This is a genomic window from Paenibacillus sp. MDV22-iso6 (genome assembly GCF_058408365.1).
The window spans coordinates 334,828-348,478 of record NZ_JBZVDZ010000006.1; the positions used below are offsets into that span (position 1 = coordinate 334,828).

The 13,651-nt window shown below is 46.5% G+C and carries 11 protein-coding genes; 8 read left to right on the top strand and 3 right to left on the bottom strand.

Going from position 1 to position 13,651, the window contains the following annotated elements:
- Nucleotides 1–42 precede the first annotated feature (42 nt).
- On the top strand, nt 43–1,059 hold the full coding sequence (locus tag AC4PM4_RS18905; protein ID WP_063564254.1) for a LacI family DNA-binding transcriptional regulator: 1,017 nt from the start codon (nt 43–45) through the stop codon (nt 1,057–1,059).
- 346 nt (nt 1,060–1,405) lie between these two features.
- Here AC4PM4_RS18905 and AC4PM4_RS18910 read toward each other — a convergent pair whose 3' ends face one another.
- Nucleotides 1,406–2,470, bottom strand: coding sequence for a phosphodiester glycosidase family protein (locus tag AC4PM4_RS18910; protein ID WP_491614281.1), 1,065 nt, complete (start codon nt 2,468–2,470; stop codon nt 1,406–1,408).
- Nucleotides 2,467–2,877, bottom strand: coding sequence for a hypothetical protein (locus tag AC4PM4_RS18915; protein ID WP_063564256.1), 411 nt, complete (start codon nt 2,875–2,877; stop codon nt 2,467–2,469). Before AC4PM4_RS18915 ends, AC4PM4_RS18910 begins: the two co-directional genes overlap by 4 nt.
- A 441-nt stretch (nt 2,878–3,318) precedes the next feature.
- Between AC4PM4_RS18915 and AC4PM4_RS18920 the strand changes: the two genes are divergently transcribed.
- The 3 genes from AC4PM4_RS18920 to AC4PM4_RS18930 all read left to right on the top strand — a co-directional run bounded on the left by AC4PM4_RS18920 (nt 3,319) and on the right by AC4PM4_RS18930 (nt 6,206).
- Nucleotides 3,319–3,975 carry a response regulator transcription factor gene (locus tag AC4PM4_RS18920; RefSeq protein WP_063564257.1) on the top strand — a complete coding sequence of 219 codons (657 nt, stop codon included), beginning with the start codon at nt 3,319–3,321 and terminating at the stop codon, nt 3,973–3,975.
- A 141-nt stretch (nt 3,976–4,116) separates the two neighbouring features.
- Nucleotides 4,117–5,340 (top strand): aminotransferase-like domain-containing protein, encoded by a 1,224-nt coding sequence (locus tag AC4PM4_RS18925; protein ID WP_063564258.1) that lies wholly within the window; start codon nt 4,117–4,119, stop codon nt 5,338–5,340.
- A 239-nt stretch (nt 5,341–5,579) separates the two neighbouring features.
- Entirely contained in the window at nt 5,580–6,206 is a 627-nt protein-coding gene (locus AC4PM4_RS18930) for an FMN-dependent NADH-azoreductase (RefSeq protein WP_063564259.1), read from the top strand.
- A gap of 100 nt (nt 6,207–6,306) precedes the next feature.
- On the opposite strand, the gene AC4PM4_RS18935 is transcribed toward AC4PM4_RS18930, so the two are convergent.
- The gene (locus tag AC4PM4_RS18935) at nt 6,307–7,155 is read right to left on the bottom strand and encodes a DUF2161 domain-containing phosphodiesterase (RefSeq protein ID WP_491614282.1); all 849 of its coding nucleotides are present in this window, start codon (nt 7,153–7,155) and stop codon (nt 6,307–6,309) included.
- Between the two features lie 360 nt (nt 7,156–7,515).
- On the opposite strand from AC4PM4_RS18935, the gene AC4PM4_RS18940 reads away from it, so the two are divergent.
- The 4 genes from AC4PM4_RS18940 (at nt 7,516) to AC4PM4_RS18955 (ending at nt 13,648) form a co-directional block, all read left to right on the top strand.
- Entirely contained in the window at nt 7,516–9,411 is a 1,896-nt protein-coding gene (locus AC4PM4_RS18940; RefSeq protein ID WP_063564261.1) for a PrkA family serine protein kinase, read from the top strand.
- A 245-nt stretch (nt 9,412–9,656) separates the two neighbouring features.
- Nucleotides 9,657–10,661, top strand: coding sequence for a globin-coupled sensor protein (locus AC4PM4_RS18945; protein ID WP_063564262.1), 1,005 nt, complete (start codon nt 9,657–9,659; stop codon nt 10,659–10,661).
- Between the two features lie 129 nt (nt 10,662–10,790).
- Entirely contained in the window at nt 10,791–11,795 is a 1,005-nt protein-coding gene (locus AC4PM4_RS18950; RefSeq protein WP_063564263.1) for a LacI family DNA-binding transcriptional regulator, read from the top strand.
- Nucleotides 11,796–12,031: 236 nt separating this feature from the next.
- Entirely contained in the window at nt 12,032–13,648 is a 1,617-nt protein-coding gene (locus tag AC4PM4_RS18955) for a response regulator (RefSeq protein WP_491614283.1), read from the top strand.
- The last annotated feature ends 3 nt before the right edge of the window (nt 13,649–13,651 follow it).

Genomic DNA, 13,651 nt, shown 5'->3' on the forward strand with positions numbered 1-13,651 from the left:
GATTTCGAAGGGCCTGATGAACATAACAGGGGAGCGAAGAATGTGGTCAGTATCAAGGATATCGCCAAACAGGCGGGAGTTTCGATCTCTACCGTGTCATACGCTCTGAATGGTAGCAACAAAGTGACAGATGAGACCCGTTCCAAAATTTTGGCTATCGCCAAAGAGCTGAACTATGTTCCCAATGCTGCTGCCAGAACATTGAAGAAGAGAGAATCCAAAATTCTGGGTGTATTTCTGACGGATTTTAGCGGGGATGTATATGGAGACTTACTTAGTGGTATGAAATCTGTATGTAACGCGCAAGGGTACGACCTGATTGTGTGCAGCGGGAAACAATCTCATCGAATGCTTCCGGAGCGAATGATTGATGGTGCTGTCATTCTGGATCATACATTTGCGAGCAAGGAACTAATGCAATATGCAGACATAGGACACAAGATTGTCGTTCTTGACCGGGAACTGGATCACCCCAATATTAATCAGGTTCTACTGGATAACAAGGCAGGAGCAACCCTTGCGATGGAGCATTTGATCGAACAGGGACACACGAAGATCTATGTCGTGACAGGTCCTGAAGGTTCATTTGACTCGGCTCAGCGGTTGAAGGCTGTGAGGCAAGTATCGGAGCGGGAAGCGAATGTGGAATGGATCGAAATTACCGGAGATTTCGAGAAGAGTGGCGGAGAACGGGCAGCCGAACGTATTATTCAGGAATATACTCAACCAGTTGGGGTGTTTTGTCTCAATGACGAGATGGCGATTGGGATGTGTGACCGGCTCGCTGATAGCGAGTTAAACATTGGTCAGGAGATTGATATTATCGGATTTGATAATATTGAACTTAGCAAATATGTGCAGCCAAGACTGGTCACGATTGATTATTCCAAACGAAAATGGGGCGCACTGGCAGCCGAACAATTAATCAAGATTATTGCCGGAGAGCCTGTTGATCATGAACGCATCTACGTGACACTGGTGGAGGGCGGGTCGGTAAACAGCAAGGTACAGTCAGCATATCTTGCACAAGCCCAAGGTGAAAAGGCGGTTAGCTATTGACGACGCTGCCCCCTCTTCATTCCATGGATGTTGTGTTAAACGACGACTGTACAGCAAGAGACAAGGCTTAGAAGAATTGAAGCATTCTTTTAAGCCTTGTCTCTTGTTTAGCTTGTTTATTTGACCCATTATAAAATGAAAAAACCTCTCACCAGGAGAGGCTTGGCCCTTAAAGGCCCTTAGTTTTGTCATTGTTGTAGGATGAAGTGAGAATGCCTGTAAGGAAGAGAGCCAATACAATTGCAATAATCCAAAATGTCAGTGAAAATGACATACCATAGCACCTCCTGCAAAATCTTTACTTCTATTATAACCATTATAGGAAGAAAAGAAATGCTTCACTCCATCATTTGTAAAATAAAAAGTGAGTAGGTACCGGTCGGAGGCTCCCATCCGAAGGGTTATTCACAACCCGGTTGTTCACGATGAGTGAGGACGATCCGCCGCCATCCAGATTATAGGCGTCCATGACGCCAAGTTTGTACAAACGTCCTTGCAGCTCTTCCAGGGTGGCTCCTGAGCTGCCCCCTTCGTTATACCCGTCAACAACGATAATCAACAATTGATCGTCCTTGTAGTTGCCGATCACGGTGCGTGGAGCCCGCTTGGGTGAGACTTTCCATTTGGCGGGAATGACCGTTTTTTGTCCATTCTGCAAGAGCACGGGTACAAATGTGGCACCAAATTGGGGTTGTAGGCGATCCAGGGAACTTTTGTCGAAAAATTTACCGCCTACCAGCTTACCGGCATCATCAAGACCTACAAAAAACAGATCCTTAAAGCTGGCCTGAAAACCATTCACATACTTGCCGTCCATAACGGTAGTACTCAGCGGATACCGTTTTCCGCCGCTGTCGGCGAATCCTCCGGCATTAATTCCGGCAATGGCACCGCTGCGCTTGACCGCCTGCATAGTTGTCTCAGATCGGCCTGGCTCGCTGTCCAGAGCCATCTTCATGGCCATGGGGTCTTTTAGCTTGATTTTCATCGCATAGCCCTTATAGGCGCCTGGATTGACCCTATAGAGTTCAATCGTAACTCGATCACTGTCTATCCGTTCAAACGGAACGCCCAGCTTGGATGAGATCCGTTGATTGTAGATCGTTTCCGGGCGAGCGGCTTGAACCGTAGCCTTCTGTACAAGCGTCGACATCGTACTCGTTGTCTGATTGTACAGCTGTGTTGTTCTTTTAATAGAAGAAGAAGTCTGAACAGCAGCTTCTTTTGCCCCTGCAAGCTCTTGGCTAATTGCCTGGGTCCGGGGTGTAACATTCTCTTCAGCCAGACCGGAATGAATGAAGTCTCCCGGTTCAAGCGGAGGACGAATCAGCAGCATGCATAACATCAATCCAACAAAAGGAGCAAGTGCAAGCATAAATAAACGATTAACCTTTTTTACGGGTGTAATCATTTGAGCAGGTCCATCTTTTTCTGGAGTGTCTCCAGTTGTTTTTTGACTTCGCTCAGTTGGGTATACAATTTGTTGCTGTTGTCGGTTTTATCGTTTGCATTATCCTTGGTGAAAGTCAGTAATTCATTAAAGGACTGCACCTGGCCCTGCAGGTCCGCTACTTCCTTGGATATCGTTGTTAGCTGCTTTTCGTAGTCGGCTTTGAGCGCTGCAATCTGCTGTTGATTATGGGTCTGAAGCTGATTAATCATCTGTTGCTGGAGGTGGTTACTATAATAGTAGGTTCCGAGTACTCCAAGTGCAATGAGAACAATCCACATGACCAGAAACAGCTTGACTGAAGATCCGGCCTTACCTTTGGCGCTCCGGGTGTGATGGATGTCAGAGGGTTGGACAGAAGGTTTCATATCATCACTCCTGGTTATTTATAGGTACAAAAAATTTTCCAGTCCTCATTCTATCATGCCACTATTGATTACGCAAAAATGAAATTCTTTGAGTAATAGGATAAAAAGAGATTGCATCGGAAGGAAGTCCTAGGATACAATTTCTTATAGATGCAATAAGTAGGAACTTTGGGCAAGTTTTTCGACTTTTTTAGATAGAAATGCAGGAAATTTATACTATATTTTGATCTTTCTTCGCTTGGGAAGACAAAAGTCCTGATGTGACGACAGCAAAATACAGTAGAAATAGAGCTGTTCTTACAGCTGTATCAAGTGTTTTTCTATTTTTCGACATTATCCGACTTTTACTTCTTCTATACACGGACTGTCGCAAGGATAGAGGCATCATCATGGCTGATGGTAGAAAAGGAATTTGTCCAATACATAACAGGGGGAACAACAATGAAAAAAGTATGGCAGGTGGTCATCGTAGATATCCACCCCACCAGCATGCTGGGAACAAAATTGATTTTGGAAGAACAGCAGGATCTGTTGGTACGGGGGATGACTTCGACCGGGTCCGAAGGTCTTGACCTGGTGAACATTCACCAGCCCGATCTGATTTTGATGGATTACCGGCTTCCTGAGGGCCAGGCGGATCAGTATATATCCCAAATGAAAAATCTGTCGGCTCATAGTCACATCATTATTCTAACGGACGAGGACAATGTAAAATTATTTCGTCATCTGATCAGTCTTGGTGCTAGTGGTATGCTGTCCAAACAGGCTTCCCCTAGCCAGCTGATTCATCTGATTTCCGGGCTGCGTGAGGGATGTGTATCCATTCCTTTATCGTGGTTAGCCAGCTCGGAATGGGCCCAGCCTGTCGAATCTCCGGCAGAAGAACTTATTGTTGAATTAACAGAAACCGAAACTTTTATCATGGAAAGAATTGTTCAGGGCGTAACCTATGATAAAATAGCCAGTGAGATTAACGTTAGCAGACGTTCGATTGATAATTACCTGCGTAAAATATACGTGAAACTGGATGTAAGCAGCAGGGCACAGGCGATTGAACGTTACGCTTTATATGCGAGGCAGACCAAAACCGTATCCTGACGAGCATGGTTCCATGAATCCCTATGTACGATGACTCGTCAAGTGTCCGGTCTGGTCATATTCAGTGTCCAACAGGAATAGGTTGTAGGGGCTACGGACTGCGAGCAAAGTTCGGATTAGGGATGAAAGGGGAACGGACCGATGAAGTATTTCTTCGCCTCCCGTACAAACAGGCTTTTGACATCACCGCTGAGGGACATACGTGAGATGTCTGGTCGGGATTATTTCATTTCTCTGGCAGAAGAACTGCCTGCGGAGGAGCTGTTTCCATTCAAACTGCTGGAAGAAGCAGCGGTGTCTGTATTTAGTTCCGGACCCTCCGCATTGCAGTATGGCGAGCCGGCAGGGTACAGACCGTTGAGAGAATGGCTGGACAACGATTGGAATGCTCGCAAGGGCATACGGACAGTCCCAGAGCAGATTTTATTGACCACAGGGACTCAGCAGGCCATCGATCTTGTGATGCGTTTGCTGCTTGAGCCTGGAGATTCCGTACTGGTCGAGCATCCTACCTCTCCAGGCTGTCTCGAGGTTCTGGAGATGCAAGGTGCCAAAATCGTGCCCGTCACAGGCGATGGGGATGGCATTTTGCCTGACCTTTTGGAGCATCACATGCAGCAGGTGAGACCGAAGCTGCTTTTTGCTGCACCCAGTTTTTCCAATCCAACTGGCGTGCTGTGGAGTATGGAGCGGCGTGAGGCTGTTCTTGATCTGTGTTCACGTTATGGCGTACTGCTCGTGGAAGATGATTCCTATGGTGAACTTCATTTCGATGGATTGGAACCAGCAGACTTCTACCGGAAATATCCTTCCCTCTTTGCGCTGGATACAGCGGATCAGGGTGGACATGTTCTCTACATTGGTTCGTTTAGCAAAACTGTAGCACCTGCCCTGCGTACAGGTTGGGCTGCCGGACATCCGGCCTTGATCCAGGCTATGGCCTCCGTGAAACGGATAGCAGACGGACAGTCCAGTCCCATGAATCAGCGGTTATTGTATCAACTGCTTGCCCATTCTCCTTTTAAGTGGAGTGATCATCTCTCCATGCTGAACAGGGAGTATAAGACCAGACTCAAGCTTATGCTCGAATTGTTGAAGCGCCCGGGTTGGAAAGGCAGTCAGTATAGCATTCCTGAAGGGGGGATGTATCTGTGGGTACAGTTACCGGATGGATTGGACAGCGGAGCTCTGCTCAAAGCAGCGCTGTTAAAAGGGGTGTCCTTCCTTCCCGGTTCCCTCTGCTCCACGGGTGAACAGGATCATCGGTACATCCGGTTGAACTTCAGTCATCCCGGCCGGGATGAGTTGCTGCTTGGCATGAATCTGATCAGTGAGTCCATAACAGAGTTTACAGCCCGGAGCTAAACCGGATTTAGAAAAGAAAGAATGTAGGGTCAAATTCATGCCTGGAACTTGGGACAGCAGAAGTTCCAGGCATTGGATTTGGAAGCAAATAGGTTACCCCCAAAGTAATTACGTTATTGCATCCACTAACATTTTTATATATAATATGTATTAATGAGTTGTTGTTTTCTTTATATAAGCTGGAATAATTGCAAGTTCAGGAGAAGCACTCATATATTTTAACTAACGGGGGAACGAACATGTCTAACATTTTATTTGTCAAAGCAAACGACCGTCCTGCAGATCAAGCAGTCAGCGTACAATTGTACGATGCATTTTTGAGCGCATACAAAGAATCCCACCCAGGTGACACAGTTACCGAACTGGATCTCTACAATACAGATATTCCTTACTACGGCAACACTGTAATTACAGGTGGATACAAAGCCGCTAATGGTATCGAAGCAACTGCTGAAGAGCAAAAAGCAGCTGCACTGGCAGCACAATTGCAAGATCAATTCTTGGCAGCAGACAAAGTAGTATTTGCATTCCCACTGTGGAACTTCACTGTTCCAGCACCACTGGTGAACTACATTTCCTACCTGAGCCAAGCTGGCAAAATGTTCAAATACACTGCTGAAGGCCCTGTAGGTCTGGTAGGCGACAAAAAAGTGGCATTGTTGAACGCACGTGGCGGAGTTTACTCCGTAGAGCCTATGGCATCCGCTGAAATGTCCGTTAAATATGTAACAAATGTACTGAACTTCTGGGGTATCCAAAACCCTGAACTGGTTATCGTTGAAGGCCACAATGCTTCACCTGACCGTTCCCAAGAGATCGTAGCAGCAGGTCTGAAATTGGCTTCCGAAGTAGCAGCAAGCTTCTAATAGCCTAATATATAGAAACACGAAAAAGCCCATCATCTCCATTAGAGATGATGGGCTTTTTCGCATCTTCATTTTGCATGAAGCTACGTTACCTGTTGCTTCAGTCATTCTTTCCATGGATCAGGTAGGGCTCCGCTACTTCCGCAATAAACTCAAGCTCACTGTCGTCATGTTGATTCAAGGAAATAACCATTTCTAGTTCATTTATACTCCGTTCAATCATATCATTATCCTCAAGCATGTGAGCATGCTCAGTTAGTGCCTGCACACCCTTAACCGTCAGCACATATCGTCCACGGGATAAGCGCTCGAACCAGCCATAATAGTTTTTTTGCAAAATGGCCGCAGCGGAACCCACACTAGTCTGTTTACTGATCAAGGCGGGGGAGGCTTCTCCCTGAGCGCGAAGGGCGGAAGCCACACGTATTGCTTTTTCCCTGTAAGCGGTGACCAGCTGCCTGCGTGTGCTTCCTCCTGTGTTGTAGTCACCACTTCGCTCGTCGAATTCCTTCAGCAGTCGTTGCCGCCGGATACCGCCTTTACGGACACCGGTGCTGCCGCTACCAGACATAGGAGCTTGGGCAGCAGGTTCGCACAGCACATCAATCAGAGGTGATTTGGTTTTGTAGAACGTAACGGTGATAAGCCCTAGCCCAAGTTGTCTGCACAGTGCGGTCAATTCGCCCCAGCGCTGGTTCACGGCACCACGCTTGCTGCGGTTCCGCTCAACTGCCAGATACACGAAGGGGCTGAGCTTCAGGCGCTGCATTCCCTGTAACAGCAGAGACAGATTAAATGTTTTTTTCATCTCCACAATGAGTGGTTCATTCTGATCCGATTTGACCCCAACCAGGTCACAATGTTTGACTTCAGCCTTCACGTCGTAGCCGCGTCGTTCGAAAAAAGCCTTTACAGGCGAATATAACTCGGTTTCGTACTTTACTGCCATCGTTTCTGCTCCTTTCCTGAAGTGGCTCGTCTCTGGCCACTATTGTTCCGTTTTCTGAATTTAGAACCTTCATTATATCATATCCGTTCTTTTTTTTCTGAGCGCACAAGATGTCTGATAGAACAGGGAAAGCCTCAAATTAAGACCTGCAGATTGAAAAAAAGAGGTCAACTTATCCGATTTGCCGCATAGGTATGTAATACACTTTTCACAACAATACATGATGTTTGGACAGAGGGTGGCGGGACTAATCCGGACCGCAAGATTGGTATTCAAGCACAAGCCGTAATTCTATTGATTTCTTCATACCATTCGGAATGGTTGACAATCACACTAAAGGAGCCATGGGAGGTACCAAGCATGAATATTTTTGAACGCGTTGCGGAACATCGGGCAGAGAGTGACCGTTTATCATGGAACGGGACATTTGAAGATTATATTGCACTGCTGAGAGAGGACCCGACTCCGGCAATGACGGCTCACGCACGAGTGTACCAGATGATTGAATCATTTGGCGTGGAAGAAGTTGGGGGGCACAAACGGTACAAGTTTTTTGAACAGGAGATTTTTGGGCTAGATCGGTCCATTGAAAAGCTGGTGGAAGAATATTTCCACTCGGCAGCACGCCGTCTGGATGTTCGCAAACGGATTCTGCTGCTTATGGGTCCGGTCAGCGGAGGTAAGTCAACACTGGTAACGCTGCTGAAACGTGGCCTTGAACAATTCTCCCGCACAGAGAAGGGTGCTATATACGCCATTGACGGATGCCCAATGCATGAGGAGCCCTTGCATCTGATTCCGCTGGAGCTTCGTCCCGAAGTGGAAAAGGAGATCGGTGTCCGCATTGAGGGCAATCTCTGCCCATCCTGCCAGATGCGTCTTCGGACCGAATATGGCGGTGATATCAGCAAGGTGCGAGTGGAACGGGTCACCATTTCCGAGGATAACCGGGTGGGAATCGGAACATTCAGTCCATCCGATCCCAAATCCCAGGATATTGCCGATCTGACGGGAAGTATCGACTTCTCAACCATTACTGAATTCGGCTCCGAGTCCGATCCACGCGCCTATCGTTTTGACGGTGAATTGAACAAGGCCAACCGTGGATTGATGGAATTTCAGGAAATGCTGAAATGTGATGAGAAGTTTCTGTGGAACCTGTTATCACTGACGCAGGAAGGAAATTTTAAAGCAGGCCGATTTGCCTTGATCAGTGCGGATGAAATGATTGTGGCGCATACGAATGAATCCGAGTACAAATCATTTATTTCCAACAAAAAGAATGAAGCCTTGCAATCCCGGATGATCGTCATGCCAATTCCCTACAACCTGAAGGTCTCCGAGGAAGAGAAGATTTATGGCAAGCTCATTCAGCAAAGTGATATGAAGCATGTCCATATTGCACCGCATGCCCTGCGGACTGCAGCCATTTTCTCCATACTTACCCGCTTGAAAGAAACGAAGAAACAAGGCATGGATCTGGTCAAAAAAATGCGGATGTATGACGGTGAAGAAGTCGAAGGGTACAAAGAAGCTGATCTGCGTGAGATGCAAAATGAATATTTGGATGAAGGCATGTCGGGCATTGACCCGCGTTATGTCATCAACCGGATATCCAGTGCTTTGATTAAGCAAAACCTTCAGTGCATTAACGCGCTGGATATTCTCCGGGCGATCAAGGATGGTCTGGATCAGCATGCTTCGATTTCAAAAGAGGAACGTGAGCGTTATCTGAACTTTATTGCCCTGGCTCGGAAAGAATATGATGAGCTGGCGAAGAAGGAAGTGCAGAAAGCGTTTGTCTACTCGTTCGAAGAGTCGGCCAGAACGCTGTTCGAAAATTACCTCGATAATATCGAGGCATTCTGCAACTGGGCCAAAATTCGTGATCCACTGACGGATGAGGAGATGGACCCGGATGAGCGCTTGATGCGTTCGATAGAGGAGCAGATCGGTATTTCCGAAAATGCCAAAAAGGCTTTCAGGGAAGAGATATTGATCCGCATCTCGGCTTATTCCCGCAAGGAACGGAAGTTCGAATACAGCAGTCATGATCGTTTGCGTGAAGCGATTGAAAAGAAACTGTTCACTGACTTGAAGGATATTGTGAAGATTACAACTTCAACCAAGACACCAGATGCGACGCAACTGAAACGAATGAATGAAGTGATTAAACGGTTGATTGAAGAACATGGATATACCGCAGCCAGCGCGAATGAACTGCTCCGTTATGTGGGCAGCCTGTTGAATCGCTGATCTGCAACGAACCATTCCGGATCAGGCTCCTGACGCCTGCTGTGAGGCTCCTTCACAGCAGGGTCAGGGGTCTTTTTATATGGGGGAGATGTACAATTAAGACTAATAAACTGACAAAGAAGGTCAATTCCATGACAAATTAGTTCTTATGGTATATGTTAAATTAGGTCATTTAGTCTATAATCGATACAGATATTTACAATTTAATATTTTTTGTGGTTATTAAGGAGCTGACAGAACTAGTTATGAGTATTGCTATAGCAAGACAACAACAACTTGATTATATTGGATTGACCGCCGGAGATCTGCAATTGCTTGCTGATCATCGACCTGCTTTTGAGAAAGTCGTGGACGAAGTGGTGGACCACTTCTACAATCATGTGGGCAATTATCCGAATTTGGTCGATCTGATTGCCCGCTTCTCTTCCATCGATCGTTTGAAGGAGACACAAAAGCTATACTGGTTATCCATGACCGATGGTGTAGTTGATGATGCATACATTGAACAGCGCATTGCAATCGGACTAGTCCATTCCCGCATTGGTTTGTCCGAAGATTATTACTTGGGCACGTATATGGTTTATCTCGATATTGCAACAAGCATATTCCAGCAAGTCATTCCTGAACGCTGGCATGTGGTCATTCAGGCCCTTAGTAAAATGTTCAACCTCGACTCACAGCTTGTATTGGAGGCTTACGAGAAGAAGGAAAAGGAAAAATTAAATCAACTCGCTGAAGATCAGCAGCATACGTTGCTGGCGATCACGCAGATTACCCAGCAGTTGACGGGCATGATTAGTGAATTGAACGAAAATGCTCAGGCGATCTCTGATGTGGCCAGAGAAACGGCTGCCTCTCAGGATCAGGCCAATGGACTGTTGGAAGAGCTGACTAAGGAAATTCATCAGATTGGCAAAATGGGTGAGATCATTCGTGAAATCTCGGATCAGAGTCATCTAGTGGGTTTGAATGCCGCCATTGAAGCCGCACATGCAGGAGAATTTGGACGGGGATTCGAGGTGGTTGCCAGTGAGGTTCGCAAGCTTGCGGCTAGTTCCCGAGAAGCTCAAGGAAAAATTCAGTCGAACCTGGCACAGATCATGAAGAAGCTGGGCAGTGTTCAACAGGAGTCAGAGCACACTGCTTCGGGAGCAAGGCGTCAGGCATCCCGTTCAGAAGAGCTTGCGGTTTTTGCTACCACTATGGAGAAACTGGCACTTGATCTCAGGAAATTAGATCAACAGGAATAAGCGGTAATACTGGCTGGAAGCTGAGATACCGTTTCTGGCTGTTTTAAGCTATAATGGGTAGACAAACCTGCCGATGTTATAGTGAATGCAGCCGGAGACAGGGGATTTGAAAGAGGTTGAGGTGATCAGGTGGCTTCTATCCATGATGTGGCCAAAGAGGCGGGCGTATCTGTTGCAACCGTTTCCAAAGTGCTGAACGATTATCCCGATGTAAGTGACAAAACTCGCAAAAAAGTCAATATAGCCATCGAACTATTGAAATATCAACCGAATGTGGTTGCACGTGGACTTGTAAAACGCCGTTCTTGGACGGTAGGTGTATTGTTGACGGTTCCTTTTACCAATCCGTTTGTATCGGAGTTGCTTGAAGGAATCAAAACAGCGCTGGAAAACAGCGGATACGATCTTGTTCGCTTATCTACACGTTTTGATGATCCGACATACTCGTTTATTAAACATTGCCGCAGCCGAAATGTGGATGGCGTTGTTGTATTCGGGGAAGGAAGAGACAACGAGAGTATTCAGGAATTGGTTACTGCTGAGATTCCGACGATGTTCGTTGATACCGACTTGTTTGGCAAGCGGGCAGGATACATAACGACGGATAATGCAAATGCCATTGCCATGAGTGTGAAGCATTTGCATGAACTGGGTCACCAGAAAATTGCCTATATTTCAGGTACACTTGGGCCTGCCGTAGCGAATCTTCGACTGGATGGATATCGGGAAGGTTTGCGAGTCTGCGGCATTCCATATTCAACGGTGTATCTGGAGGTCTGTGACTATTCTTTCGATGGTGGCAGTAAGGCAGCTCGCCGATTGCTTGCATTGAAGGACCAGCCTACGGGGATAGTCTGTGCTTCAGATATGTCTGCTTTTGGTGCGATCCACGAAATTGAGAAGCATGGTTTACGGGTGCCTGAGGATGTATCTGTTGTCGGATTTGATAACACATACTATGCGGAAGTGTTCAAACCAGGGTTGACCACGATTAATCAAAACATTCATTCCATTGGAATCAAATCCATCGAATATCTGATCGCCATGATTGAGAATCCTGCATATACTCCACCAGTCATAACGGAGCCATCCAATCTGGTGATTCGTCAAACGACTGCACCTGTGCAATCGTAGAGGTCTTCAAACCAGCACAGCCTATGGGCTGTGCTTTTTTGGTATGCCATTTCTTTTTGGGAAATAACGGATATCGGAAGTTGTTGTGCAATGCTGGCAGGAAAAGCTGTTGACTTTTTACCACATAGACCTTAACAATAAAAGGCAGAATAATACAAAATTTTATGTAATCGCTTTCTTTTTACTGATGAATATAGGGACACTGCAATTGTCATTCAAAGGGAAGGGTGATGGACATGCACCGGGTACTGCTGGTTGATGATGAAGTATACGCACGAAAAGGACTTAGAAAACTGATCCGCTGGGAAGCATGCGGGTTCGAAGTGGCTGGAGAGGCGAATGATGGGGATGAGGCTAGTACCCGGATCGAAGAGCTACAGCCTGACGTTGTCATTACGGACATACGTATGCCGGAGACGGATGGACTGGAATTGATCCGGCGCACGGTTGAGCGTAATGAGCAGGTTCTAAATAAGTGCAAACAGCCCTATTTTATTATCGTGAGTGGATATAATGATTTTGCTTATGCCCAGCAGGCCGTGAGGTACGGGGTACAGGATTATATTTTGAAGCCAATTGATGAGATTGAACTGGAAAGGACTTTACGTAAGCTGGCGGAGGAGTTGAATCGGCGCAAGCATGCTGAACAAACCCGACGTGAGCAGGAATACGTCAGATTACTTAATCAGTTTATTTATGGCGAATCGGATTTGGAAACGGTTGAACAATGGATTGAACTGACGGGTACAAGTGCTAACGATCCGCTGGCATATCTGCTGTTTGAGAATAACACGCCCCATTTCCAGGTTTCGGATACTGTTCAAGAGGAGGGGCCGGGGGCCAGGAACGGAGAAAATTTTGGCCGGATTGTACAGTCTGTTCTTGGAAAGATGTATGCAAATCGCTCATATCTGCATGTAAAAGAGCACGGCGAACGTATCGGAGTTCTGTTAACTGCGGAACATCTACGCCCTTATTCAATGAATCTACATGCGGTTGCCGGGCAAATGCAATCCTGCTTCGCCGAAATGGGTCATGACTCTGTATGCATATATATCGGGAAGGTTTGTTATGAACCTTTACTCATTGGACATGCCTATCAAACCGCACTGAAGGCGATTTCCTATAAATTTATTTCAGAGAAGAGTGGGATCGTTCTGTATGATAACATGCTGCATGAGTCTGTACAGTGGGTGCATATCGATCATGAAAAGGAGCAGGAGCTCCTGACACTTATGGAGGAACAACGGATTCAGGCGTTAGAGTATGCAATGGGTGAATGGTTCACCGATATGAGAACGGCCAATTACGCTCCTGTTGCAGTGACGTCTGCAATCCACCAACTGATCTCAGCGGTACTATCGATTCTGAAATCGGCTGAGGCGAATGTGAAAGAGATACCTTCGTTCAAACCCATTCTGGCATGGCAAGCGGAGCGGGGAACATTGGCTGAGGCCAGACAGTTGTTGACGGTTTTCATGCTAGATTCAGCGCGGAAGCTGGCGGAACAGCGTCAGTACAATCACAGGGGTGCCATGACAAAAATCAAACATTATATTGAAGCCAACTACAGCAGCAATATTAGTTTGAGAAGTATTGCCTCCGAATTTTACATGAACCCGGTCTATTTGGGTCAACGCTTCCGCAAGGTGTATGGCGTGTATTTCAATGACTTCCTGCTTCAGCTTCGGATGGAGGAAGCCAAGAAGCTGCTGCGTCAGACGGATATGCGAGTATATGAAATTGCCGAGAGGGTTGGGTTCGGAAGCAGTGACTATTTCGCGACTCAATTTGAGAAAAAGGAATCATGTTCCCCTACGGAATATCGAAATCGCATTCTGGATGAAGGGTAGGGA

Coding starts and splice junctions, on each gene's coding strand:
- AC4PM4_RS18910 (WP_491614281.1), bottom strand. CDS start 2,470: ATGATTACACCCGTAAAAAAGGTTAATCGTTTATTTATGCTTGCACTT.
- AC4PM4_RS18915 (WP_063564256.1), bottom strand. CDS start 2,877: ATGAAACCTTCTGTCCAACCCTCTGACATCCATCACACCCGGAGCGCC.
- AC4PM4_RS18935 (WP_491614282.1), bottom strand. CDS start 7,155: ATGGCAGTAAAGTACGAAACCGAGTTATATTCGCCTGTAAAGGCTTTT.
- AC4PM4_RS18925 (WP_063564258.1), top strand. CDS start 4,117: ATGAAGTATTTCTTCGCCTCCCGTACAAACAGGCTTTTGACATCACCG.
- AC4PM4_RS18955 (WP_491614283.1), top strand. CDS start 12,032: ATGCACCGGGTACTGCTGGTTGATGATGAAGTATACGCACGAAAAGGA.
- AC4PM4_RS18945 (WP_063564262.1), top strand. CDS start 9,657: ATGAGTATTGCTATAGCAAGACAACAACAACTTGATTATATTGGATTG.
- AC4PM4_RS18930 (WP_063564259.1), top strand. CDS start 5,580: ATGTCTAACATTTTATTTGTCAAAGCAAACGACCGTCCTGCAGATCAA.
- AC4PM4_RS18920 (WP_063564257.1), top strand. CDS start 3,319: ATGAAAAAAGTATGGCAGGTGGTCATCGTAGATATCCACCCCACCAGC.
- AC4PM4_RS18940 (WP_063564261.1), top strand. CDS start 7,516: ATGAATATTTTTGAACGCGTTGCGGAACATCGGGCAGAGAGTGACCGT.